This window comes from Rahnella sp. GSA61A (assembly GCF_019969905.1).
GTDB lineage: Bacteria > Pseudomonadota > Gammaproteobacteria > Enterobacterales > Enterobacteriaceae > Rahnella > Rahnella aceris.
Window position 1 is genome coordinate 73137 of sequence record NZ_JAHXYO010000017.1, and the last position, 25936, is coordinate 99072.

21 protein-coding genes, 1 tRNA gene and 1 other RNA gene are annotated in these 25936 nt (G+C 51.2%); 11 read left to right on the plus strand and 12 right to left on the minus strand.

Annotated elements, in window-relative coordinates; genetic code table 11:
- Positions 1–85: 85 nt before the first annotated feature.
- Both LC431_RS19500 and dapF read right to left on the minus strand, forming a co-directional pair.
- Positions 86–1465: an aromatic acid/H+ symport family MFS transporter gene (locus LC431_RS19500; RefSeq protein ID WP_013575966.1), complete on the minus strand. Its 1380-nt coding sequence runs from the start codon at positions 1463–1465 to the stop codon at positions 86–88.
- Positions 1466–1787: 322 nt separating this feature from the next.
- A complete protein-coding gene (gene dapF, locus LC431_RS19505) occupies positions 1788–2627 on the minus strand; it encodes a diaminopimelate epimerase (RefSeq protein ID WP_223510190.1) in 840 nt (279 codons plus the stop codon).
- A gap of 101 nt (positions 2628–2728) precedes the next feature.
- Between dapF and LC431_RS19510 the strand changes: the two genes are divergently transcribed.
- Positions 2729–3298, plus strand: coding sequence for a GNAT family N-acetyltransferase (locus tag LC431_RS19510; RefSeq protein WP_112152533.1), 570 nt, complete (start codon positions 2729–2731; stop codon positions 3296–3298).
- A gap of 174 nt (positions 3299–3472) precedes the next feature.
- Here the strand turns inward: LC431_RS19510 and LC431_RS19515 are convergent, their stop codons facing one another.
- Genes LC431_RS19515 through LC431_RS19530 form a run of 4 tightly spaced genes read right to left on the minus strand, consistent with a single transcriptional unit; the run spans position 3473 to position 7757 of the window.
- Positions 3473–4402: an ROK family protein gene (locus LC431_RS19515; protein WP_223510191.1), complete on the minus strand. Its 930-nt coding sequence runs from the start codon at positions 4400–4402 to the stop codon at positions 3473–3475.
- Positions 4399–5265: an ABC transporter permease gene (locus LC431_RS19520; protein WP_121019210.1), complete on the minus strand. Its 867-nt coding sequence runs from the start codon at positions 5263–5265 to the stop codon at positions 4399–4401. The genes LC431_RS19515 and LC431_RS19520 overlap by 4 nt, the downstream gene beginning before the upstream one ends.
- A complete protein-coding gene (locus LC431_RS19525) occupies positions 5265–6185 on the minus strand; it encodes an ABC transporter permease (protein ID WP_223510192.1) in 921 nt (306 codons plus the stop codon). Before LC431_RS19525 ends, LC431_RS19520 begins: the two co-directional genes overlap by 1 nt.
- A 27-nt stretch (positions 6186–6212) precedes the next feature.
- Positions 6213–7757, minus strand: coding sequence for an ABC transporter substrate-binding protein (locus LC431_RS19530; RefSeq protein ID WP_013575960.1), 1545 nt, complete (start codon positions 7755–7757; stop codon positions 6213–6215).
- Between the two features lie 235 nt (positions 7758–7992).
- Here LC431_RS19530 and LC431_RS19535 point away from each other — a divergent pair, with 235 nt between their 5' ends.
- The 3 genes from LC431_RS19535 to LC431_RS19545 are packed head-to-tail and all read left to right on the plus strand — an operon-like array spanning position 7993 to position 12412.
- Positions 7993–9132 carry an ROK family transcriptional regulator gene (locus tag LC431_RS19535; protein WP_013575959.1) on the plus strand — a complete coding sequence of 380 codons (1140 nt, stop codon included), beginning with the start codon at positions 7993–7995 and terminating at the stop codon, positions 9130–9132.
- Positions 9133–9144: 12 nt separating this feature from the next.
- Positions 9145–10578 (plus strand): M81 family metallopeptidase, encoded by a 1434-nt coding sequence (locus tag LC431_RS19540; protein ID WP_126124965.1) that lies wholly within the window; start codon positions 9145–9147, stop codon positions 10576–10578.
- Between the two features lies 1 nt (position 10579).
- Positions 10580–12412: an ABC transporter ATP-binding protein gene (locus tag LC431_RS19545; protein ID WP_223510193.1), complete on the plus strand. Its 1833-nt coding sequence runs from the start codon at positions 10580–10582 to the stop codon at positions 12410–12412.
- Positions 12413–12468: 56 nt separating this feature from the next.
- On the opposite strand, the gene LC431_RS19550 is transcribed toward LC431_RS19545, so the two are convergent.
- From LC431_RS19550 to LC431_RS19565, 4 genes are all read right to left on the minus strand, one after another.
- Positions 12469–12598, minus strand: a non-coding RNA gene (locus LC431_RS19550) — RtT sRNA.
- Positions 12599–12641: 43 nt separating this feature from the next.
- Positions 12642–12726, minus strand: a tRNA-Tyr gene (locus LC431_RS19555).
- Positions 12727–12939: 213 nt separating this feature from the next.
- Positions 12940–13788 (minus strand): formyltetrahydrofolate deformylase, encoded by an 849-nt coding sequence (gene purU, locus LC431_RS19560; RefSeq protein WP_013575956.1) that lies wholly within the window; start codon positions 13786–13788, stop codon positions 12940–12942.
- 43 nt (positions 13789–13831) lie between these two features.
- A complete protein-coding gene (locus LC431_RS19565) occupies positions 13832–14296 on the minus strand; it encodes a YchJ family protein (protein WP_013575955.1) in 465 nt (154 codons plus the stop codon).
- A 148-nt stretch (positions 14297–14444) separates the two neighbouring features.
- Between LC431_RS19565 and rssA the strand changes: the two genes are divergently transcribed.
- The 4 genes from rssA (at position 14445) to LC431_RS19585 (ending at position 19042) form a co-directional block, all read left to right on the plus strand.
- Complete coding sequence (gene rssA, locus LC431_RS19570; protein WP_013575954.1) at positions 14445–15356, plus strand: patatin-like phospholipase RssA; 912 nt, start codon at positions 14445–14447, stop codon at positions 15354–15356.
- A gap of 96 nt (positions 15357–15452) precedes the next feature.
- On the plus strand, positions 15453–16466 hold the full coding sequence (rssB, locus tag LC431_RS19575) for a two-component system response regulator RssB (protein WP_013575953.1): 1014 nt from the start codon (positions 15453–15455) through the stop codon (positions 16464–16466).
- Between the two features lie 215 nt (positions 16467–16681).
- The gene (locus LC431_RS19580) at positions 16682–18025 is read left to right on the plus strand and encodes a UDP-glucose/GDP-mannose dehydrogenase family protein (RefSeq protein ID WP_013575952.1); all 1344 of its coding nucleotides are present in this window, start codon (positions 16682–16684) and stop codon (positions 18023–18025) included.
- A 9-nt stretch (positions 18026–18034) separates the two neighbouring features.
- Positions 18035–19042, plus strand: a complete 1008-nt coding sequence (locus LC431_RS19585; RefSeq protein ID WP_013575951.1) for an NAD-dependent epimerase — start codon at positions 18035–18037, stop codon at positions 19040–19042.
- A 201-nt stretch (positions 19043–19243) separates the two neighbouring features.
- On the opposite strand, the gene hns is transcribed toward LC431_RS19585, so the two are convergent.
- Positions 19244–19651 carry a histone-like nucleoid-structuring protein H-NS gene (gene hns / locus LC431_RS19590; RefSeq protein WP_013575950.1) on the minus strand — a complete coding sequence of 136 codons (408 nt, stop codon included), beginning with the start codon at positions 19649–19651 and terminating at the stop codon, positions 19244–19246.
- 623 nt (positions 19652–20274) lie between these two features.
- On the opposite strand from hns, the gene LC431_RS19595 reads away from it, so the two are divergent.
- On the plus strand, positions 20275–20883 hold the full coding sequence (locus LC431_RS19595; RefSeq protein WP_013575949.1) for a thymidine kinase: 609 nt from the start codon (positions 20275–20277) through the stop codon (positions 20881–20883).
- Positions 20884–20995: 112 nt separating this feature from the next.
- Here LC431_RS19595 and adhE read toward each other — a convergent pair whose 3' ends face one another.
- Positions 20996–23665, minus strand: coding sequence for a bifunctional acetaldehyde-CoA/alcohol dehydrogenase (gene adhE, locus LC431_RS19600; protein ID WP_013575948.1), 2670 nt, complete (start codon positions 23663–23665; stop codon positions 20996–20998).
- A 535-nt stretch (positions 23666–24200) separates the two neighbouring features.
- Between adhE and LC431_RS19605 the strand changes: the two genes are divergently transcribed.
- Both LC431_RS19605 and LC431_RS19610 read left to right on the plus strand, forming a co-directional pair.
- Positions 24201–24845 (plus strand): YchE family NAAT transporter, encoded by a 645-nt coding sequence (locus LC431_RS19605; protein ID WP_223510194.1) that lies wholly within the window; start codon positions 24201–24203, stop codon positions 24843–24845.
- A gap of 594 nt (positions 24846–25439) precedes the next feature.
- Positions 25440–25643, plus strand: a complete 204-nt coding sequence (locus LC431_RS19610; RefSeq protein ID WP_126124218.1) for a hypothetical protein — start codon at positions 25440–25442, stop codon at positions 25641–25643.
- The last annotated feature ends 293 nt before the right edge of the window (positions 25644–25936 follow it).

The window sequence follows — 25936 nt, forward strand, 5'->3', positions numbered from 1 at the left end:
TGTAGGGTAACTGCGACACGCACGTCGCGCCGCATTATTTATGGTGATGAATATGTTTCTAATTATCAGGTGGCTAATCCGGAGACTAGCGGATATTCATGGTGCGCGACAACTCCGGGATGTCAGTAATATCAACGCCTTTGATCATCTCGGCCGGGTGCGCCGCGCGGTGTAAAAGAATGCTCAGCCCCGCCAGCAACGCAGGCAGCGCCAGAATAATAAAGATCATGTTTTGGCCGGAGAAAACGCCCAGCAGAACGCCGCCCATCGATGAACTGATAATCGCGCCGCTGCGGCCGATACCGTGCATCCAGCAGACGCCGGTGGCACGCATTTCGGTCGGATAGAAGGCCGGAGAAAACGCCTGCAAACCGGTCTGTGCGCCGTTAATACACACACCGCTGATGAACACCAGCAGGGCGAGAATATCCGGGCCAAAGTTGCCAATACCTTGCGACAGCAGGCTGACCACGCCCATCATGTAGAAACCCGCAATGACACGTTTGGCGGTGAATCTGTCCATCAGCCCGCCGACCATCAGGCCGCCGAAAGTGCCGCCCAACTGGAACAAACCGGCGACGATAGCCGCGCGTTCCAGCGAGAAACCGCCGTTACGCATAATGGTTGGCAACCAGCCGTTGAGCAGATAAATCACGAACAGGCCCATGAAGTAAGTGACCCACAACACCATCGTGCCTTTGGCGTAGCCATTGGTGAAAAGCTGGAATACTTTGGCTTTTTTCTGAATAACCGGCGCCTTGAGCACAAATTTGGTTCCTTCGCTGAAAACACCCCCGGCGCGGGTCAGCACTTTGGCAATTTTTTCTTTCGCGACGTTACGCACCACCATGTACATGGCGGATTCCGGCAGGATCCACAGCAGTAACGGCAGCATCAGCAGCGGCAAAATCCCACCGGCAAAAATCACCGCTTTCCAGCCAAAGTGCGGCAACAGACCGGCCGCGACAAATCCCCCCGCGCCGGAACCGACGTTAAAGCCGCTGTACATCACAGTGATCATCAGGCTGCGGCGGCGTTCGGGCATGTATTCCGACACCAGCGTCACGGTATTAGGCATGACCGCGCCTAAGCCGAGACCGGTGAGAAAACGCAGGATTGCCATTTCCATCGGCGTGCGGGCAAAGGTGCTCAGCAGACTGAACAGGGCGAAACACAGAATCGACCACATCAGCACCCGCTTGCGGCCGAAGCGATCCGCGTTCGGTCCGGCAATCAGCGCGCCGATCGCCACGCCAAACATGGCGGCACCCAGGATCGGCCCCATTTCCGCGCGGCTGATGCCCCAGTCTTCGATCAGCGCCGGGGCGATAAAGCCCATCACCGCGGCGTCATAACCGTCGAACATGATGATGATGAAACACAGCGATAAAACCACCCATTGATATTTCGATATCGGGCGTTCATCTATCCACGTTTTCACATCCACGATGGTGTTGTTGCTCATAGGGTACGCTCTCTGTTTTTTTTATTAATATGTGATCGGATTAAAACTTTGAACAAAATTTCACTGACCGGTTAAGCACGGAGAACGGCCGTGAGAGGTTTTTATAAGTATTATTTTATTTATTAAACAGTAAGTTGGTTATTCATTCTTGTGTTTCCTGATAACCAACTTAGGGGCTGCAAAGCATGCTGTCTGCCATAAAATCATTATGCAGGTATGAGTTTTGTTTATAGGGGGCGTGCAGAAAGAGCGGCAGACAGGCTGCCGTCAGGAGAGTTTCATACAAGGGAGGTGAGTCGGGAACGTCCAGCAGGCCAGAATGCTATGCCGGCATATCCCGGAAGCAGTCGTTATCAAGGGTAATTATGGCGATTTTCTGCACCGGGCCACGCATGTTGACCTGAAAGTCGCCGCTGAAACTGATGGCGAGTTTTCCGCCCGGCATCTGTACCGTGACATGGTCATCCACCAGCCCGAGTTTGCGCATCGCGCTGGCTGCCGCGCAACTGCTGCTGCCGGAAGCCAGCGTATAACCCGCGCCGCGCTCCCAGATACCGATGCTGATATTATTGCGATCAAGGACCTGCGCGAACTGCACGTTGGTACGTTTCGGGAAAATCGCCAGCGTTTCAATCTCTGAGCCGAGTTGCTTTACTAAATCCAGATCCAGTTTGTCCACCCGGATCACGCAGTGCGGATTGCCCATGGATACCAGCGTCGCACTGAGATTATGCCCGCCCGCGACGATGGGTAGCGCGAGAGCTTCATCGCCTTCTACACTGGCGGGTAAAGCGGCTGGCGAGAATTTTGCCTGCCCCATATCCACGATCACCTGATGGGCGCAGTCGGTGACTTCACAACACACTTGCCCGCCCGGTGTATTCACCAGAAACGGCTCATGCGCGACGCGGCCAATATCAAACAGATAACGGGCGTAAATACGCAGACCGTTGCCGCTTTTCTCAGCTTCTGAACCGTCAGGATTGATAATACGCAGGGAGGGGATATCTGCATCGTCATTGTCGATCAGCAAACCGTCGGAACCGATGCCGTAATGACGATCGCAGATGCGCCGGATTTGCTGGTTACTGAGCAGGGCGGCGACGCGGTGATGGCAGACCAGATAATCGTTACCCAGTCCGTGATAGCGGTGAAAAATCATAATGGCAGCTCCGGAATTATTTATTATTGTTATAAATATCATTAACAGGAAATACCAGAATTTACTTTTAACCCATGTCTGCCATAAAAAAGGAGTTGTTTATGCAGTCTTTTACCGTCCCCGTTGCATCGCCGCCGCTGGCTATCACCACATCGCGACTGATTTTGCGCCAGTGGCAGGATAAAGATTTTGAACCTTTTGCCGCCATGAACGCTGATCCGCAGGTGATGGAATTTTTCCCGTCAGTGCTGGCCCGTGAAAAAAGTGATGAAATGGCGATCCGCTGTCGGGATTTGATCACTGAACGTGGGTGGGGGATCTGGGTGGTTGAGTTACGTGAAACCGGCGAGTTTATGGGCTTCGTCGGGTTGCATACACCGGGATATAACCTGCCGTTCAACCCGTGCGTTGAAGTCGGCTGGCGTTTACGGGCGGATGCGTGGGGACAGGGTTTTTGCACCGAAGCTTCCCGCGCTGCGCTGGATGCCGGGTTTATTCAGCTAGGGCTCAACGAAATTGTGGCATTTACAGCGCTGCCGAATGTCCGCTCACAGGCAGTGATGAAAAAGCTGGGAATGGTGTGCGATCCCGAAGAGAACTTCATGCATCCGGTGATTGAGGAAGGGCACTGGTTGCGGGAACATTGTTTGTATCGGCTAAAACGGGTCTGACTCCCTCCCCTGCGAAGGGGAGGGTTGGGGTGGGGTATTAAAGATAAATCAGTGGGATACGTGACCACGCAGGCCTTTGTTTCAATACTTAAAACCCCCTCCCTGCCTCCCCCTTCGCAGGGGGAGGAGTTGAAACCAAAACTGTACGGCCATTGCAGGGAAAGGATCAAACAACTAACTCTGCATCCTCCCCAGTACCGATGCCCCCACTAATCCGCCGTCGGTCAAAAATTTCCCCGGTATCAGCAACGGTTCTGCATAAGTGTGCAGCACACCGCCGCGTACTTTCACATCCAGCGCCGCGATAAGTTCTTTTGCCGAGGCCAGCCCGCCGCCCGCGACAATACGGGAAGGGCCGAGGATGTTGACCAGCAGCGCCAGCGGTTCAGCGACCAGCCCCAGCCAGGCATTCACGGTCAGCGAACAGTCGGGATGCCCGTTCAGCCAGCCGGTGACAATCTCCAGACTGGTATTTTGCTGGCTGTGAAAATGCTGATGCAAACGTTCCATGCCACGCGCACCGCCGAGCATATCGAGGCAGCCAGTCTGGCCGCAGCCACATTTCAGGCGCGGAACGGCGTATTTTTTGTTGTCAATCGTCAGTTCCGTGCGGGTAATCGCCCCGTGTCCCCATTCGCCGGTGACGCCGCCGTGACCGCGAACGAGCTGACCGTTGATCACCAGTCCTCCGCCGACGCCGGTACCTAAAATAATCGCCGCCACGACGGACTGATGTTGCGCATTACCGGCATGGGCTTCAGCGAGGGCAAAACAATCTGCATCGTTGGCGGCGGTGACCGGGCGGTCCAGCGCAGCACTGAGATCTTGCGCCAGAGAATGTCCGGTGAACGCGGGAATGTTGGTGGCCAGCATTTCGCCGGTTTGGGGGGAGACCAGCCCGGCGGTGGAAATCGCCAGTGGTGTGCCAGCCGGTAAATCAGCGCCATACGTGTTGATCAGATTTTGCATGGCGTTAACGAAATCATTCCATGAGGCAACGGGTGTCGGCACTTTGCCGCATTCTTCCACTTCGCCGGAATAACGTGAAACACCAAATTTAATAAATGAACCGCCGATATCGGCGCAAAAAACTGCAGAACTCATGAGCGTGTGTCCAGTAAATCTCGCAGTCCGTCGCCCAGTACGTTAAAACCAAGCACGGTCAGCATAATGGCCAGACCGGGGAACAGCGAAAGGTAAATATTAATGCCGAGGAAGTTCCGGCCATCGCTCATCATGGTACCCCATTCCGGCATCGGCGGCTGCACGCCAAGCCCCAGAAATGACAGGCTGGCAGCGGCGAGAATCACCGTGCCGGCAGTCAGCGTCGATTGCACGATAATCGGCCCGATGGCATTGCGCAAAATGTAATGCACGATAATACGGTAATTTGATAAACCCAGCGCCTGCGCGGCTTCCACGTATTCCATCTGCTTTAAACCGAGCGTCAGGTTACGGCTGAGGCGTGCATATACCGGAATGGCAAACAATGAAATCGCGATCAGCAAGTTCACCAGCCCGCCGCCGAGAATACTGACCACCAGAATGGCCAGCACGATGCCCGGAAAGGCAAACAGCATGTCCATAAACCACATGATGATCATGTCGGTATAACGGCCCGCCATGCCGGCGATAATTCCCAGCGGAATGCCGATAATCATTGCCAGCCCGACGCTCAGTACCACTTCGATAATCGAAATCCGCGCACCATAAATCACTCTGGCGAAGATATCGCGGCCATAATCATCCGTACCGAACCAGTGACTTGCATTCGGAGAAAGCAGGGTATCAATCAGGTCTTGTGCGTAAGGATCGTGACGGGTGATCAATGGCGCAAACAAGCCCATCAGCACGATCAGGCTGACAATAAATCCCCCGAGAGCCACGGCCGGATGACGCCATAACCAGCGGAACAACCGCAACGTGCGCGGTTTGCGACGGGGTAATTGCGTGATAATGGCAGACATTAATCGAACCTTATTTTTGGATTCAGGAAAGCAATCAGTAATTCACCGAGCAGGTTCATTACCACCACGCCGCAGACGGCGACCAGCGCCACGCCCTGAATGACCGGATAATCGCGATAACGCACGGAATCCACCAGCAGGCGACCAATGCCCGGCCAGTTAAACACGGATTCGGTGACGACTGCGCCGCCAATCAGGCTGCCGAAATTGAGCGCCACAATAGTGACAATCGGGATCAGCGCATTGCGAAACGCATGGCTGCAATACAAGGTAGTGGCGGACAAACCTTTGGCGCGCGCGGTGCGGATATAATCTTCCGACAAGACATCCAGCATGCTGGAACGCGTCATGCGCGCCATCACTGCCATGGGTAAAACCGCCAGCGTCACGGAAGGCAGAATGTAGCTTTTCCATGATGTCGCGCCGAGCAGCGGCAGCCAGCCGAGATTGACCGAAAAGGTGTTCATTGCCATCAGCCCCAGCCAGAAGTTGGCGATGGACGCGCCGGCAATCGCCAGTAACATCACGCCAAAATCCGGCCAGCGGTTGCGGTAAACCGCGCCTATCATGCCCGCCGGAACGCCAACCGCTACAGCCAGAAAGTACGCCAGCACCGCCAGCATCAGGGTATACGGCATTCGTTCCCCGATTTCCTGCGTGACCGGCTGCTGCGACTGTAGCGAGATGCCGAGATTGCCATGCAACACATCACCGGCAAAATGCAGATACTGCGTCACCAGCGGCTGATCCAGCCCGAGACGAACGCGCATGGCATCGACCGCTTCCTGCGTCGCTTCAGGCCCGGCCATCAGACGCGCCGGATCGCCCGGCAGCGCGCGGATGGACACAAAAATCAGCATCGACACCCCGATCAGGATGACCGGGAAGGCGATGAGCTTTTTGGCAAGATAGGCTTTCATGGCTATTTTCCACTGTAGATACTGCGGTTATTTTTTCTGTGCATCTTTCACCACAATTTGTCCACCCGGGATCATCGTGACACCTGAAATATTCGTGCCGGTGGCGTACAAATCATTCTGGTAATACAACAGCACCTGCGGTGCCTGCTGGTTAATTTCTTTCTGGGCGTCAACGTAAATCGCGTTGCGGGTGTTTTCATCCAGCGTTGAGGCGGCTTTGTCTAACATGTCGTCCAGTTTCGGGTCACTGAAGAAGCCCAGATTTGCGCCGCCGGGTGCGAAGCTTTTGCTGTAATACAGCGGACGGAGTTGCAGATCTGCGCCGTTGGCGCCGGAAGACCAGGAAGCCAGCACCGCACCGGTGTTATCGGCTTTTTTACCGGCCTGATCGGCAAACGCGGCTTTAGTCCACACGCCGCTTTCCATGATCCGCACGTCAAGTTTCACGCCGATTTTCGCCCACATGCTTTGCAGCACCTGACCGATACGGGCGTCCTGGCCCTGTACGGCAATCGACATCGTGAAACCGTCAGCCACACCGGCTTCTTTGAGCAGGGCTTTGGCTTTTGCCAGATCCAGCGGATACGGGTTCAGTGTTTTGTCATAACCGGCGGTCACCGGTGCCAGCGGGGAATTCGCCGGTTGTGCGAAACCGGACATGATGGCGCGCACCAGTCCGTCGCGGTCGGTGGCATAGTTCAGTGCCTGACGGACGCGGACGTCACTCAGGGGTTTAAGGTCGGTATTCAGCGCAACCCAGAACACGGCGGCACCCGGGCTTTCATGCAAACTGAATTTAGGATTATTTTTCAGTACGCGGGCAAATTGTGGCGGCACAGGGTTGATGACGTCGGTTTCACCCGCCTGCAACGCCATGTTCATGACCGAAGGCTCAGCGCTCCAGGTCCATTTAATGTCGTCCGGTCCGGCGGCTTTATCACCCCAGTAACCCGGATATTTTTCTTCCAGCACGAATTCGCCGGTTTTGTACTGCACCATTTTGTACGGGCCGGTGCCGACCGCTTTGCTGTCCAGCGTACCGGTTTTATCCGCTGCAGGGCTGACCATCAGACAGGCGCCGGTAGTCAGTAAATTCAGGAAGGCCGGATACGGTTTTTTCAGTTTGAACACGACGGTGGAATCGTCGGTTTTGGTGACGCTGTCAAGGAAGGTGCGCAGACGTCCGCTGGCGGCCAGCCCGCGTTTGGTATCGAGATGGCGGGCAAAGTTGGCGACAACAGCGTCAGCGTTAAACGGTGTACCGTCGTGGAAAGTGACGCCACTGCGCAGTTTGAAGGTCCACACCAGCCCGCTTTCATCGCTGCTCCACGAGGTCGCCAGCGCCGCTTCCGGTTTGAGTTGCGGCGACATGCGCAGCAGACCTTCATACATTGGATCCAGTACCGTGCCGGTAAAGGTCGCGGTCTGGTTGCCCGGATCCATACTGCGCGGCGCTTCGTTTTGCATCACGTTCAGCGTGGCGGCAAACACCGGCAGCGAAAACGCGGCGAGAAGGGCGCTGCTCAGCAGCGTTAACGGTAAGGGACGCCGGATATAACGGGTAATCTTCATGTTCTGCCCTCTGCGTGAAAAATCGGATTAAGTGGCTCTGGCTCAGTCTGCCGGTTGAGTAAAACGCCGGTTTTAATGACAGTTTGTTTTAACAAAGAGATTTAACAAATAGTTCATATGAAATACTTATATCGGAACATTTAGTTTAATTTGTGAACTAATTGGCATTGATATATCCATTTCTACCGTTTAATGTCAATGCAGATGAGCGAAAACTGAGAGCGCCAAAACGAATATGCTAACAACTTTGCAACGTCAGATTTTGGGCGCAGTGAATGCCGCAGGCGGTTTAAGCCGTACCGAACTGGCGCAGTCCTCAGGAATGAGTAAAGCGGCTATCGGCGGCGTGGTACGCGAGATGATCGAGGCCGGTTTTCTGCATGAGGCAGAAACGGTGCCGGGCAGCGGACAGGGGAGACCGTCGGTACGTCTGGTCGTGCATCCTGACGGCGCGTGGTTTGCCGGTGTTTCTTTGCTGCAAAATCCGGCGCAAATGGCCCTGATCAATCTGCATGGCGAAATACTTTCGCGGGTGTCTTTTGCTGCTGATGCGGATCCGCAACAACTGGCAGCCAATATCGCCAGCGCCTTACCGGCGTTACTCGAGCCTCATCCCGAGGCGGCAAAAAAGCTGGTCGGGCTGGGCGTGACGCTATCGGGTCTTATCGATGAACATCAGTCGACCTGCGTGCAGTCGGCGTTGCTGGGCTGGCGGGATGTGCCGCTGGCCAGGCTGATTTCGCAGGCGACAGGCATGGACGTGGCTATTGAAAATGACGCCAAAGCGCTGGCGGTAAGCGAGAAAAGTTTTGGTCAGGCGCGGGATCTGAGCAGCTTTACGCTGGTCAGCCACGGGGCGGGGATTGGCAGCGCGCATTTCATCGCCGGGCAATTGCATCGTGGTTTACACGGCGGTGCAGGGGAGATCGCGCACTGCACGCTGGAGCTGAACGGTTCCCCATGCCGCTGCGGCAAGCGCGGTTGTCTCGACACGCTGGCCTCCCTCAATGCTATTGCGGAAATGGCCAAAGCTGAAGGGCTGGATGCTTCCACGATCGGCGGGCTGGAACAACTGGCGATGCAGGGCCAGACGGCGGCAATCCGTATTTTGCACCGTGCCGGTTCTGCGCTGGGCCTGGCGATATCGCATCTGATTCAAATCAATGACCCGGACCTGATCCTGATTGCCCATCAGGATGCCGATTTTTCCGGGCTGTTCGGCACGGTTGTACATCAGTCTGTTGAAGCCAATGTGTTGCCGGGCAACGCCGGTAAAACACCGGTTCGTACTTTTACCCTAAACGACGACACCTGGGCGCGCGCGGCGGCGAGTATAGCCGCACACCGCTTTCTGGTTGGTCTGAAGCCTGTCTGAGGAATGAGCAACATGCGTATAGCGGTCAGCGGTATCCATATTGAATGCAGCACTTACAATCCGGTGCTTAACGAGGAAAAGGATTTCACCGTCGTGCGTGATGCGCAGTTACTGGCATCACCGCGCTTTCGTTTTTTGCAGGACTATCCTGCGACGTTTTTACCGACCATTCACGCCCGTGCTATTGCCGGTGGTCCGGTAGCGCGTGCGACGTACGATAAATTCAAAGCGGAAATGCTGGCGGGTCTGGAGGCGCGAAAACCGTTCGACGGTTTGTATCTGGCGATGCACGGCGCGATGTATGTTGAAGGGCTGGAGGATGCCGAAGGTGACTGGATTGCCGCGGCGCGTAAAGCCGTCGGGCCGGATTGCCCGATCAGCGTCAGTTATGATCTGCACGGCAACGTGTCACAACGCATTATTGACGCCATTGATATGTTTTCGACCTACCGCACTGCGCCGCATATTGATGTGGAGGAAACCATGCGCCGTTCTGTCGCCATGCTGGTAAAGCATCTGCAAACCGGCGTAAAACCGACGCTGCTGTGGGTGCCGGTACCGGTGGTGTTACCCGGTGAGCGCACCAGCACGGAAGATGAACCGGCAAAAAGTTTGTACGCCCGTTTGCCGGAAATGGATGAAGTTGACGGCGTGTGGGACAGCTCACTGATGGTGGGTTATGTGTGGGCGGATGAGCCGCGTGCGACGGCGGCGGTGATCATGACCGGCACCGACCGTACTGGGCTGGAGCAGCAGGCCACTCAACTGGCACAGGCTTACTGGGACGCACGGGAAGATTTTGTGTTCGGCTGCGAAACCGACACCGTTGAGGCCTGTGTGAAAAAAGCGATTGCCAGTGAAACGCGGCCGGTGGTGCTGGCGGATTCCGGCGATAATCCGACAGGTGGCGGTGTCGGTGACCGCGCGGATGTGTTGCAGGAACTGATCAAACAGTATGCGCAGAATACCATTGTGGCCGGGATTGCTGATGCACCGGCAACCGATGCGGCATTCAATGCCGGTGTCGGGTCAATACTGACGCTGACACTTGGCGCGTCGCTCGATCATTCCAGCCCGCAGGTGAAAGGTGAATTTGAAGTCGTCTTTCTGCTTGACGCACTGGCACCGTCTGACCGTCAGGCCGTGCTGCGCATTGGCGGAATTGATGTGGTGGTGTCGGCGCGCCGCCGCCCGTATCACAACATCAGCGACTTTACCGTGCTGGAACTGGATCCGCATACCGCAGACATTGTTGTCGTGAAATCCGGCTATCTGTCACCGGAACTGGCACCGATTGCCAGCCCGAACCTGATGGCGCTGTCGAATGGCGTGGTCGATCAGTTTGTCGAACGCCTGCCACGCCATCGCAAACCGCGTAAAACTTTCCCGTTTGACCGTGACTTCAGCTACGTGCCGCAGGTGCAGCTTTCCTCCAGGAGCAAATGAAATGACCCCGACCACCGGACAACCGGAAAACCGTCAGCCCGTGCTGAGCGTGAAACATCTCACTACCTCGTTTCGCGGCGAAGACGACTGGCTGCCGGTGGTACGTGATTTGTCGTTTGATGTCTATCCCGGCGAAACGCTGGCGATCGTCGGCGAATCCGGTTCGGGAAAAAGCGTGACGTCGTTGTCGGTGATGCGCTTGCTGAAAGCACAAAGCAGCCGGATTGAGGGTGAAGTCTGGCTGAATCAGCGCAGTTTGCTGGCGCTTTCGGATAAGCAGATGCGTGATATTCGCGGCAACGACATGGCGATGATTTTCCAGGAGCCAATGACGTCGCTCAATCCTACATTCAGTATCGGCAGGCAAATCGCCGAAAGTCTCAAACGGCACCGGGGCATGTCATCTTCCGAAGCGCGGGCAGAAACTCTGCGGTTGCTGGAAAAAGTCCGTATTCCCAATGCAACCAAAAGGTTTGATGAATATCCCCATCAGTTTTCCGGCGGCATGCGCCAGCGCGTGATGATCGCCATGGCGCTGGCGCTGAAACCGAAATTACTGATTGCTGACGAACCCACGACCGCGCTGGATGTGACCATTCAGGGACAGATTCTGGATTTGATCAAGACGTTGCAGGAAGAAGAAGGGATGGCGGTGTTGTTTATCACGCACGATATGGGCGTGGTGGCGGAAATCGCTGACCGCACGCTGGTGATGTATCGTGGTGAAGCGGTGGAAAGCGGGGTGACGGAGGATATTTTCCATCGCCCGCAACATCCTTATACCCGTGCTTTGCTGGCCGCCGTGCCGAAACTCGGGTCGATGCAGGGGCGTGACTGGCCGTTGCGTTTTCCGCAAATCAATCTGCAAACCGGTGAGGCAAGCGTGCCGGGGGAAGTGGCAGGAACGGTCGCTTCGGGGCTGACGCCATTGCTCTCGGTGAAAAATCTCAGCGCACGTTTCCCGGTGTATGGCGGCATCTTCAGCCGTCAGGTTGGAGCGGTACATGCGGTAGAAAACATCAGCTTTGATTTATTCCAGGGTGAAACGCTGTCGCTGGTGGGGGAATCCGGTTGCGGAAAATCCACTACCGGCCGCGCGGTAACACGGCTGTTGAAACCACACAGCGGCGCGATTGATTTCGACGGTTTTGATGTGATGAATCTGGGCAAGCGCGATATTTTACAGATGCGGCAGCGTATTCAGATGATATTCCAGGATCCGTTTGCCAGCCTGAATCCGCGTATGCGTATTGGTGACGCGCTGATTGAACCGATGCTGCAACATAAACTGCATAACCGCAGCGATGCAAAAGAGAAAGCCGCATCGTTACTGCAAAAAGTCGGATTGTCGCCGGACATGCTGCGCCGCTTTCCGCACGAGTTTTCCGGTGGTCAGCGCCAGCGGATTTGTATTGCGCGCGCGCTGACGCTCGATCCGAAAGTGATTGTCGCGGATGAATCAGTCTCCGCGCTGGATGTGTCGGTGAAAGCGCAGGTGGTGAATTTGCTGCTCGACTTGCAGGAAAGCATGAATCTGTCGTACCTGTTTATTTCGCATGATATGGCGGTGGTCGAGCGGGTGAGTCATCGCGTGGCGGTGATGTATCTCGGGGATATTGTGGAGATTGGCCCGCGTGCGGCGATATTCGATAATCCTCAGCATGCCTATACGCGAAAACTGATGGCGTCAGTGCCGGTGCCGGATCCGTCGCGCAGAATGCTTAAGCGGCAAATGCAGGTCGATGAGCTGAAAAGCCCGGTGCGCGATAACGGCTATATTCCGCCGCAAAGGCAATATCAGGAAGTCTCAGCAGGGCATTTTGTTCAGGTTTGATAGTTAACTGTAAAGGGACTTTGTACAGAAGGGACTGAGTGGACAACTCGGGAAGATGGTGGTGGGGGAAGGATTACTCGGCCACTGGCCTCGCCCTGCGGGTCGTTGCTGCGCAACGCTGTCTCGCTTCGCTCGGCTCGAACCTTCGTGTCGAAGATTCTTCACCCTTCCCGCTCTGAGTTTTATTTTAGTTTGGGAATTTTTGGAAGGTGCGGTTGCACATAGAAGATGGTGGTGGGGGAAGGATTCGAACCTTCGAAGTCGATGACGGCAGATTTACAGTCTGCTCCCTTTGGCCGCTCGGGAACCCCACCACAACTTTTGTGGCATTTACTACATACTTCTTGGCCAAAATCATCATGTGCTACATGGATGATTTTTGTCGCTGCAGCGGTTAGCTGCGAACGGGGCGCATAATACCAAATGATTCGAAGGTGTAAAGCGCTGAAAGCGATAATAAAGTTCGTTTGCGGATTTTTTGCACTTAACGGTGCTTCTCTGAGCGAAAAGCACCGTCAGAAGGCGGATTACAGAATGACAGTGCGGTTGCCGTAAACAAAGACACGCTGCGCCAGCACGCGATATAAGGCACGGCTGAGCACGTTTTTCTCAACGTCGCGACCGGCGCGCATCATATCTTCCGCCGTATAAGTATGATCGACGTTAATCACGTCCTGCATGATGATCGGGCCTTCATCCAGGTTGTCATTCACGTAGTGCGCGGTAGCACCAATCAGTTTCACGCCGCGCTCATACGCCTGATGATACGGGCGGGCGCCAATAAATGCCGGCAGGAATGAGTGGTGAATGTTGATCACCTGATGCGGATAATGCTGCACAAAGCCCGGCGTCAGCACGCGCATGTATTTAGCCAGCACCACATAATCAGGCTGATACTGGTCGATTTGCGCAATCATTGCGCTGTCGTGCTGTTCGCGGGTCAGGCCGTCATGACTGACCAGATGGAACGGAATATCAAAACGCTCGACCAGCGTTTGCAGCGTGTCGTGATTACCGATCACCGCAGCGATTTCGACATCCAGACCGCCGTAAGCCGCTTTCATCAGCAGATCGCCCAGACAATGGGCTTCTTTGGTGACCAGGATAACAATGCGGCGGCGTCCGGTGCTGTTGAGTTCGCGCACGGAACCCGCAGGCAGCGCGCTGTCAAGATCGGCCAGCAGCGTGGTGTCGTTGAAAATCCCTTCCAGCTCGGTACGCATAAAGAAGCGTCCGGTGCGGTGATCGACGAATTCGTTGTTTTGCACGATATTAAGTTCGTGCTTGTAGCAAATATTGGTAATTTTGGCGATCAGACCTTTTGCGTCAGGGCAAATGGTGCGTAGTACCTTGGTTTGTACGTTCTGTTGCGGCATGAGGTTGTGGATCCTGTCCAAGACTTAAAATAGTACGGTTGAATTATTTACCGCAGCACTTCTTATATTTTTTACCCGATCCGCACGGGCAGGCGTCATTGCGTCCTGTCTGCGGTTTAATTCCGTCGATATAGTACCAGCGTTCGTTCAAACGAAGAAATCGCGAACGCTCATGGATCAGATGAATATGTTCGTCGCCGGTTTCGGTAAATCGTGCAGCAAACTCAACGAAACCTTCATCAGCATTGCGTCCCTCTGACTGAGCGATCACCTGTAAACCTTGCCAGTGCGTACTGGTAAAGCCTTCCTGTAAACTTTCACGCCAGCGCCCGGGTTGACAATCCGGATGCCAGGTGGCGATCAGATAACTCGCATTTTTCAGGACGTAGGCGGTGTAGCGCGAGCGCATCAGCGCAGACGGTGTCGGCGCCACTTTACACTCAGCGATGTATGGCTGGCAGCACTCTTCGAAAGAAAGGTTGCTGCAGCATGGGCAAAGTTCTGACACGGAAACTCCTGAATTGCAGGGCTTATAAATTTAACAACGCAGGTTGCGCTATTGAATGCACCAAACCGATATGTTACCTAACAAACTCGCCGGGTGACAACGCGCTTGCCCGTTGATTCTAATGCTATGCGCAATATAAGGTCATCAGATGAGCAGAAAAGTCACCATTGGTCTTGCCCTTGGCTCGGGAGCCGCGAAAGGGTGGGCGCACATTGGCGTGATTAATGCCCTGAAGGAAATGGATATCGACGTTGATGTCGTCGCCGGTTGTTCAGTTGGCGCACTGGTCGGCGCGGCCTACGCCAGTAACAGATTGCCTGCAATAGAAAGCTGGGTTCGCTCGTTCAGTTACTGGGATGTGCTGCGACTGATGGACTTTTCGTGGAAGCGCGGAGGATTGCTGCGTGGAGAGCGTGTGTTCAATGCCGTGGGGCAGTTGATCCGCATTGATGAGTTTGAAAAGTGCTCGAAGAAGTTTGGCGCAGTCGCCACCAATCTGAGTACCGGTCGCGAATTGTGGCTGACAAAAGGGGACTTGCATGAGGCTATCCGCGCCTCGTGCAGTATGCCCGGCCTGCTGGCACCGGTCTGGCACAATGGTTACTGGCTGGTTGATGGGGCGGTGGTGAATCCGGTGCCCATTTCGCTGACTCGCGCACTTGGCGCTGATATCGTTATCGCCGTTGATCTCCAGCACGACGCGCATCTGATGCAGCAGGATTTGCTGACGGTACAACCGACCGGCGAAGCACTGGATACTGAGAAAGAAGTGAGCTGGCGTGACAGAATACGTCAGCGTTTAACCCGTCCAAATGCCAGAAAACCCAACGTCAGCCCCTCGGCGATGGAAATTATGTCAACGTCCATTCAGGTGCTGGAAAACCGCCTCAAACGTAATCGCATGGCAGGCGACCCGCCGGATGTGTTGATCCAGCCTTATTGCCCGCAAATTTCGACGCTGGACTTCCATCGGGCAGAAGAAGCGATCGAGGCAGGCCGTCTTGCCGTTGAAAAACAGAGAGAGCAATTGCTACCCCTGATTAAAAATAGACAGTTCTGAATGGCTTAAAATGTGTTTGGCCTAATCTGACAATTCTGCCAAGCAAAAACAGGCTTTATGAGCCACTATTAGAATAAGAAATTCTGGGGGACCCTGATGGACAAGCCACTTACAAGCAAGCATATTCTCATCGTTGAAGACGAAGCCGTCTTCCGATCCATACTTGCTGGCTATGTAAGTTCCCTCGGTGCGACATTTACGGAAGCCGAAAATGGCCTTGAGGCTTTGTCTCTGGTCGAAGATTACCCGCCTGACCTGATTCTCTGCGATTTGGCGATGCCTGAGATGGGCGGTATGGAGTTCGTCGAAAACCTGCGATTACAGGGAAATAAAATCCCTGTTCTGGTGATCTCCGCCACGGATAAAATGACCGACGTTGCATCAATGCTGCGACTCGGCGTGGAAGATGTTCTTCTCAAACCGATCAGCGATCTCAACCGGTTACGCGAAGCGCTGCTTTCGTCTTTATACCCGAAGCTTTTTTCATCACAGGCGATGGAGGAAAGCTCGCTGGTTCAGGACTGGGAAGCGCTGTGCCGCAACCCTAATGAAGCACAGCGTTTGTTGCAGGAATTACAGCCACCGGTTCAGCAGAGGCTGGCGCATTGCCGCATCAACTACCGGCAACTGACATCAGCGGAAAGTCCGGGACTGGTGCTGGATATCGCCGCGCTTTCCTCCAAAGATCTCGGTTTCTATTGTCTGGACGTGACCCGTGCCAACGAAAATGGCGTACTGGCGGCGTTATTGTTGCGTGCTATTTTTAACAGCTTATTACGTGAGCACTTAAGTAATCAGCATCAGCGGTTGCCACAAATGTCGACGCTGCTTAAACAGGTCAACCATTTATTCAAGCAGGCAAATCTCGAAGGACAATTCCCGTTGCTGCTTGGTTATTATCATGCCGGGTATAAGAATCTCATTCTGGTTTCTGCGGGATTACATGCCAACGTGAATACCGGCACCAATATGATTCAGCTCAGCAATGGTGTGCCGCTCGGCACCACTGGCGCAACATACTCCAATCAAATCAGTCAGAAATGTGATGCCTGGCAATGTCAGGTCTGGGGTTCGGGTGGTCGTCTGAGATTAATGCTGTCTGTTGATTGAGCAAATTTATTACTATTGATAATAATTTATTAATAATCCTGAGCATTTTTCCCACACGTTTTTTTGTCTTCCCACTTTATTTCAATCTTCTAAGATGTATCTCAATGCAAAATATGCCTTTGCAGGCGCACTTGCGGCTGAAACTGGTATAATCCGTTCCGGTAAATTTGGCTGTCTATTTTACATTGTTTAAAATAACAAATAGGAATTCGCTGATGAAAGTAACAGTTTTTGGTATCGGTTACGTCGGACTTGTTCAGGCGGCGGTTCTTGCTGAAGTTGGGCATGAAGTTTTGTGTATCGATGTAGATGCAAAGAAAGTAGAAAACCTGAAAAACGGGCAGATCCCAATTTTTGAACCGGGCCTGACGCCGCTGGTTCAGAGCAACTATGAAGCAGGGCGCTTGCTTTTCAGTACCAATGCGGCTGACGGTGTAGCGCATGCAACGGTACAATTTATCGCGGTGGGTACTCCACCGGATGAAGACGGTTCCGCTGATCTGAAATATGTGACTGCCGTGGCGCGTACGATTGCTGAGTACATGACCGAACCCAAAGTGGTCATTGATAAATCCACCGTTCCGGTCGGTACTGCGGACAAGGTCCGTGCAGTAATGACCGAGAAACTCAAAGAACGTGGTGCAGATATCAACTTTGATGTGGTATCAAACCCTGAATTCCTCAAAGAAGGTGCAGCAGTCGCAGACTGTATGCGACCTGAACGTATTGTCATCGGTACTGATAACCCGGATGCTATTGATCCGATCCGTGAACTTTACGAACCTTTCAATCGTAATCACGATCGTATGATCCTGATGGATATCCGCAGTGCAGAGCTGACCAAATATGCCGCTAACTGTATGCTGGCGACCAAAATCAGTTTCATGAATGAAATGTCTAATCTGGCAGAAATGCTCGGTGCGGATATCGAGAAAGTCCGCCAGGGTATCGGTTCTGATTCACGCATTGGCTACCACTTTATCTACCCTGGCTGCGGCTACGGCGGTTCGTGTTTCCCTAAAGACGTCCAGGCGTTGATCCGCACTGCTGAGCATATTGGCTATCAACCTAAATTGTTGCAGGCGGTAGAACAGGTCAATTACCAGCAAAAATATAAATTGCCTGCTTTCATTCAGCGCCATTTTGGCGATGACCTGAAAGGGAAAACCTTTGCACTGTGGGGGCTGTCATTTAAGCCTAATACCGATGATATGCGTGAAGCATCGAGTCGCGTATTAATGGAACAACTCTGGGCTGCAGGCGCGAAAATCAAAGCCTATGATCCTGAGGCGATGAATGAAACGCAGCGGATCTACGGTCACCGTGATGATCTGGAATTGATGGGCACCAAGGAAGCGGCATTGCACAATGCTGATGCGTTGATTATTTGTACGGAGTGGCAGAATTTCCGTGCCCCTGATTTTGATGTGATCAAAAAAGCATTAAAAGAGCCGGTTATCTTTGATGGTCGTAATTTATTCGATCCTGAACGTTTGGAGAAACGCGGATTTACTTACTACGGCATAGGTCGTGGCGCATCAATCAATCCGGTTCTGTAAGGAGTTTTCATGAAATATCTGGTCACTGGCGCAGCGGGCTTTATTGGGTTCTATGTGTCACAACGTTTGTTGGCTGCGGGTCATTCCGTTATCGGCATTGATAATCTGAATGACTACTATGACGTCAATCTGAAACTTGCCCGCCTTGCTCAGCTGGAAAATAAAGTCGGCTTTGAATTTATTAAGCTGGATTTAGCTGATCGTGAGGGTATGGCCGCATTGTTTGCGGAACAGCGTTTTGAACGGGTTATCCATTTAGCCGCGCAGGCGGGTGTCCGATATTCAATCGAAAATCCTCTGGCTTATGCGGATGCCAACCTCATAGGATTTGTTAATGTTCTGGAAGGTTGTCGTCATAATAAAGTCGGACATTTGCTTTATGCCTCTTCCAGTTCAGTTTATGGACTGAACAAAAAACAGCCTTTTTCAACGGATGATTCTGTGGATCATCCTGTTTCGCTGTATGCCGCAACGAAAAAGGCTAATGAATTAATGGCTCACACTTATTCACATCTTTATAAGATCCCTACGACCGGATTACGTTTCTTCACCGTATATGGCCCGTGGGGACGCCCGGACATGGCATTGTTTAAGTTCACCAAAGCAATACTTGCCGGGCAGAATATCGATGTTTATAACCATGGCGAAATGCGTCGTGATTTTACTTATATCGATGATATCGCCGAAGCCATTGTTCGTTTACAGGATGTTATTCCACAATCTGATCCGGACTGGACTGTAGAAGGTGGCTCTCCTGCCAGCAGTTCTGCACCTTATAGTGTTTATAATATTGGCAACAGCAACCCCGTGAAACTGATGACGTATATCAGTGCGCTGGAGAAGGCGTTGGGAATGGTTGCGGGTAAGAATATGCTGCCAATGCAGCCAGGCGATGTACACGAGACCAGCGCAGACACATCACCGCTGGCTAAGGCGATTGACTTCAAGCCTGAGACACCTGTAGAGCAAGGCGTACAGCGCTTTGTGGACTGGTATCGCGACTTTTATCAGGTTTGATTTTGTATTTCTTGCTAAAGGCTGCTGACGCAGCCTTTTTTTATGGAATCAGTTAAATCTTATAGATGTTTATTGAACAGGTTGTATCAATCTGTTTTATCAGTTTTGTATTTGCGGTACGCCTGTTACAGCGTAATAAAAACAAAAAGCCCATCAGAGTGATGGGCTTTTTAGCATTAACAGTAACGTTAATCAGGGCAATTACAGCAGGAAATCGTCCAGTGATTTACCTTGCTCTTCGATTGCTTTCTTGATTACAGCTGGAGTACGACCCTGGCCAGTCCAGGTTTTGTTTTCGCCGTTCTCATCAACGTATTTGTATTTAGCCGGGCGTGCTGCACGTTTTGCTTTACCAGTCGCTTTAGTCGCAGCCATTGTCTGCAGCAATTCATTAGGATCAATACCGTCCGCAATCAGCATTTCGCGGTATTGTTGCAGTTTACGGGTGCGCTCTTCAATCTCAGCAGCTGCCTGAGAATCTTCTTCGCGACGCTCGTTCACAACAACTTCTAATTTTTCCAGCATCTCTTCCAGAGTTTCCAGAGTGCATTCTCTTGCTTGCGCACGCAGAGTACGGATGTTGTTCAGAATCTTTAATGCTTCGCTCATTATACTAGTCTCAAATTATATTGGTGGGGGGCGTTTGGCTAATAATAGAATGCTCTTCTGTATTCTGCAATAGCGAATTTGTTTGCTTGACCTTAATTTACGCATTTAAAGCAAATAATGTTTATCCGCAGAGAAATATAGCCAGGTCGCTTAGCGCTATTAATCTGGGGATGATAACCCTAATTTCAATCCTCTGTTGAGGATTGTTGATGCTTTGTGTAAGTGTTTTTTTAAGTCAGCGAGAGTTCACAAAATTAAAGGATCCGTGAAGTCATGTAATGTAAGGATATGGAAAGGCTTGAGAGATGAAGCACAAGATCAGAAAAATGATTCTTTGCCGGTAGCATTTCAATTGTCTTTTTTAATGTATAGACAAACTCTTACTCTGCAATGCAGACATATAAACTGCGCTTTCATTGCGGGTATTCTGCCGTGTCAGCAGGCCATAATTATCTCATGTCGTATAATTTTTATTGTAAGCCTCTGTGATTTCTTTACCGGGAATGAATGCCCGCCCGTGTCAGATATCAGTGCCACTCTCCGGTTGTTATAGTCTGCCAGGCATGTGATACAATACATGCCGAAAATTTATGCCATCCATTACTTTATGGGATCACTTCTTTATGGCTCAGCTTTATTTCTATTACTCGGCGATGAATGCCGGTAAGTCCACCTCGTTGCTGCAATCTTCATATAATTATCAAGAACGTGGTATGCGCACGCTGGTGTTAACAGCAGAACTCGATAACCGGTATGGTCAGGGTAAAGTCAGTTCGCGAATCGGCTTGTCGTCTCCTGCAGAGCTTTACAACACAGAGACAGAACTCTTCAATCTGGTGGCTCAGGAGAACCGCACACAGCGTTTGAGTTGCGTTCTGATTGATGAGTGCCAGTTTCTCACCAAAGCTCAGGTATCGCAGCTGACGGACGTTGTGGACGATCTGGATGTGCCTGTACTTTGCTATGGTCTGAGAACGGATTTTCGTGGAGAACTTTTTGAGGGCAGTGAATATCTGCTGGCCTGGGCGGATAAACTGGTTGAGCTTAAAACCATCTGCCATTGTGGGCGCAAAGCCAACCGCAACCTGAGACTGGATGAGAACGGTAACGCCTTACATGATGGCGCACAGGTCGTTATTGGCGGTGATGAAAGTTATGTTTCGGTCTGCCGTAAGCATTACAAAGAAGCGATGGCTGCGTTTGATGGCAGGGATGAAAGTAAGACTCTCTAAGTCATGAGCGCTGACTAAGTTCGATGAGCCAGAGTTGAATGATAAATCGCGAATTCGGACCATAAAAAAACCCGCCTTTCAGCGGGTTTTTTACTATGAGTATCTCAGCAGATTATTTTTTGCTGGTTTTCTTTTCAGCTTTTGGCGCAGGAGCAGCAACTTCTTCTGCTACGTCTTCACTGTATTCACGGCCGTAGTAAGTATCCATCAGAATCTGTTTCAATTCGGCGATCAGCGGGTAACGTGGGTTAGCACCGGTACACTGGTCATCAAACGCATCTTCAGACAGTTTATCTACTTTAGCCAGGAAGTCAGCTTCCTGAACGCCAGCTTCACGAATAGAGGTTGGGATACCCAGTTCAGCTTTGATTTCATCCAACCAGGTCAGCAGTTTCTGGATTTTCTGTGCAGTACGGTCACCAGGAGCGCCCAGACCTAAATGGTCTGCAATTTCTGCGTAACGACGACGCGCTTGCGGACGGTCATACTGACTGAAAGCCGTCTGTTTCGTTGGGTTATCGTTGGCGTTATAACGGATAACGTTTGAAATCAGCATGGCGTTAGCCAGACCGTGCGGAATGTGGAACTCTGAACCCAGTTTGTGGGCCATTGAGTGACAAACCCCAAGGAAGGCGTTAGCAAACGCGATACCCGCGATAGTCGCCGCATTGTGAACACGTTCACGGGCAACCGGGTTTTTAGCGCCATCTTTGTAGCTGGCTGGCAGGTTTTCTTTCAGCAGTTTCAGTGCCTGCAGAGCCTGACCGTCGGAGTATTCGTTCGCCAGTACAGAAACATAAGCTTCCAGTGCGTGAGTGACGGCATCCAGACCACCGAAGGCACACAGTGATTTCGGCATGTTCATGACAAGATTGGCGTCAACGATAGCCATGTCAGGTGTCAGAGCATAGTCAGCCAGTGGGTATTTCTGGCCAGTCGCATCGTCAGTAACAACGGCAAATGGTGTAACTTCTGAACCAGTACCGGAAGTGGTCGTGACGGCGATCATTTTCGCTTTTACGCCCATTTTCGGGAATTTGTAGATACGTTTACGGATATCCATAAAACGCAGCGCCAAATCTTCGAACTGAGTATTCGGGTGTTCATACAGAACCCACATAATCTTCGCAGCATCCATTGGTGAACCACCACCTAGCGCGATGATAACGTCTGGTTTGAAGGAGTTCATCTGCTCAGCACCTTTACGAACAATGCTCAGCGTCGGGTCAGCTTCAACTTCGAAGAATACTTCAGTTTCAATACCATGACCTTTCAGAACGCTGGTGATCTGATCGGCATAGCCGTTATTGAACAGGAAGCGGTCAGTTACGATGAAGGCGCGTTTTGCTCCATCAGTCGCCACTTCTTCCAGTGCGATTGGCAGTGAGCCACGACGGAAGTAGATAGATTTAGGAAGTTTATGCCACAACATGTTTTCTGCTCGCTTCGCTACAGTTTTCTTGTTGATCAAGTGTTTAGGACCGACGTTTTCAGAGATGGAGTTACCACCCCAGGAACCGCAACCCAGCGTCAGAGACGGAGCAAGTTTGAAGTTGTACAGGTCACCGATACCACCCTGTGAAGCCGGGGTGTTGATCAGAATACGTGCGGTTTTCATTTTGTTGCCAAAATAATTCACACGTTCTGGTTGGTTGTCCTGGTCTGTATACAGGCAAGAGGTATGGCCGATACCGCCCATTTCTACCAGTTTCTCTGCTTTAGCGACGGCGTCTTCGAAATTCTTAGCGCGGTACATAGCGAGGGTAGGGGACAGTTTTTCATGCGCAAACGGTTCAGATTCGTCAACAATGGTGACTTCACCGATGAGCACTTTAGTATTCGCAGGCACTTTAATGCCAGCCATTTCAGCAATTTTCACTGCTGGCTGACCTACGATAGCGGCGTTGAGGCCGCCATTTTTCAGAATGATATCTGAAACGGCTTTGAGTTCTTTACCCTGCAGCATGTAGCCGCCGTGAGAAGCGAAACGTTCACGGACTGCATTATAAGCTGAATCAACCACGATGATGGACTGCTCAGAGGCACAGATGACACCGTTATCGAAGGTTTTAGACATCAGGACGGAAGCAACAACACGTTTGATATCTGCGGTTTCATCAACAACGACTGGTGTATTACCTGCACCCACGCCGATTGCTGGTTTACCGGAGCTATAAGCTGCTTTAACCATGCCCGGACCACCTGTTGCCAGAATCAGGTTCAGATCCGGGTGGTGCATCAGTTGGTTGGAAAGCTCTACGCTTGGTTCATCAATCCAGCCAATGATATCTTTTGGCGCGCCGGCAGCGATGGCCGCTTGCAGAACGATATCCGCAGCCTTGTTCGTTGCATTCTTGGCACGTGGATGTGGAGAGAAGATAATACCGTTACGGGTTTTCAGGCTGATAAGCGCCTTGAAAATTGCAGTAGAAGTTGGGTTGGTAGTCGGGACAATACCGCAAATCAGACCAATTGGCTCAGCGATAGTGATGGTACCGAAGGTGTCATCCTGGCCCAGGATGCCACAAGTTTTTTCATCTTTGTAGGCATTGTAGATATATTCAGAGGCGAAGTGGTTTTTAATCACTTTGTCTTCGACGATACCCATTCCGGATTCTTCAACAGCCAGTTTTGCCAGCAGAATTCGAGAATCGGCAGCAGCCAGGGCGGCGGCAGCGAAAATCTTATCGACTTGCTCTTGACTGAAGTTGGCATATTCGCGCTGTGCCTTCTTGACCCGAGCAACGAGTGCGTTTAGTTCAGCGACATTTGTTACAGCCATAATGCTCTCCTGATAAAGTTAAACTCTTTTAGTAAATAATCCGCCAAAGACTAGTATAGACCTGCTATCAGTCACCGTGAGAAACTAATTAAATCTAAGATTCTCAATGTGTTGTCTTTGTCTCTTTATTTGCTCAAAGAGCTTTCAGTTGTGAAGCACCGGGTAAAGCAGATGACGTTAAATAAATCACCTTCATCACTGGACGTTTTATCTTTCATGTAACGCTGAGTGACTATGTACTGAGATTACCTATTTGTAGGCAGCGTCAATTTGATCTGGATCACTAAATACTGATGCTGACACCTTTCAGCAACTTGATATTGAGAATGGTTATCAAATTCTCCCTTGGATAATACAGTTTTGTATCTAAAGTTATCAATAAAAAATCTGTTTTTTAACAAAAGTTGTATTCACTGCCTTTGTTCGGAAATCTGGTGATAAAAACTATGAAACGACGTGGCGCCTTTACGGGGATTCCAGTACATTAGCGCCCATCAAAACCTTCATCTACTGGCATAGTTATGCGGAGTTCTGCGTGAGCCAATCTTTATTAGATTTTTCAGGGTATATCAAGTTTTTCGTCGGGCTGTTTGCGCTGGTCAACCCTGTGGGGATCTTGCCAGTCTTCATCAGCATGACAAGCTATCAGGCGGCAGCGGGGCGTAATAAAACCAATATGACGGCAAACCTGTCGGTTGCCATTATATTGTCGACTGCACTTTTCCTGGGCGATGCCATTTTACATCTGTTTGGTATATCTATTGATTCATTCCGAATTGCGGGTGGGATCCTGGTGGTGACTATTGCGATGTCTATGATCAGCGGGAAACTGGGCGAGGACAAACAGAACAAGCAGGAAAAATCAGAAACAGCGATACGTGAAAATGTCGGGGTGGTTCCGCTTGCGCTACCTCTGATGGCCGGACCGGGCGCAATCAGTTCAACGATTGTATGGAGTTCACGCTATCACAGTTGGCCGAATCTGCTGGGACTGACACTTGCGATTATCTTCTTTGCATTTTGTTGCTGGTTACTGTTCAGAGCGGCACCATTGCTGGTGCGATTACTGGGGCAAACCGGGATTAACGTGATTACGCGTATCATGGGGCTTTTGCTGATGTCTCTGGGTATCGAATTTATTGTGACAGGGATTAAAACTATTTTCCCTGGCCTGCTCTAACCTGCTGGTCACTGAATTATCACGGAAACACGGGTGGGTTTTCGTGATAATTATTACCTTTCCTTATAATGCGATGCATTAATATAGTGCAGCTAATGACTTAATTAAGCGCGTTTGCACCTAAATGTGGCGTAAAGCCACGTCTCATTCTTCTTTTCGAACCAAGTCTTCATTTCTTCTAATAAACTTAGCGAATTTTTAGCTAAATACGCATCTTTACTGCCCGTTTTGACGCTAATTTATCCACATCATTCTGTAAGGCTTGTGCATGCTGTATCGAGATGTTATTAGTGTTAACACCGCAGTTAACAGGTGTTTATCCTTGAAAACATCTTAATGTTAACGGATTGTGTCAGGCGAGTTCTTATGCAATCAGTGACGTTAATTTTGCGCTAAAAATTATCGTAAAAATGCCAATAAACAATGAGTTAAACAAGGTTTCCAAATGTTTCCTTGTGGATGGCTCATCGGGCTTGTAACCAGTAAAAGAGAATTGCGTAACAAATTTGCAAAATTTATTGGCGCCTGTATCAGGCTTCTGATAATTTTCAAATCGCCTTCAAAAATGGAATTTTGTTAAGCGGGATGCTCTGAGTGAGAACGAATCTTGCTAGAGACAGAAAGATTGAAGCCATTTTATTTGTTTTTGGAGAGTATCGTGTCGCAATGCGTACCACAAAATTATCCTCATCCGCTTTCTGCGAAAAGAAAGCCGGGCATTGTGCTGGCGACATTACACAGTCTTTTGTTGAGTCTGCCGGTTCAGCAAAACAAACCTTCATCTCTTCTTCTCATTAATTGAATTCAGGCGCTTAACTGCGAAGGGCTTTCTATCGCCGTCAGGCGAATAAGAAAATAATATTGTTAAGGTTAGGAATAACAGTATGTGATTACCTGGTGTGACGCAGAACCTTGTTTTGTTGTGCACGGGGTAAATCAAATGGGGTGGGATCATCCTTAACGATCCCGGAAACAACATGGCGAACAACAGCCTGACGTTTCCAACGTTATTGAGTAATACATGCAGTAATAGGGGACAGCCATCTGCGGGTGGTAACTACATGGGGGCCTTTCTTGAGCAATTCGTTCCT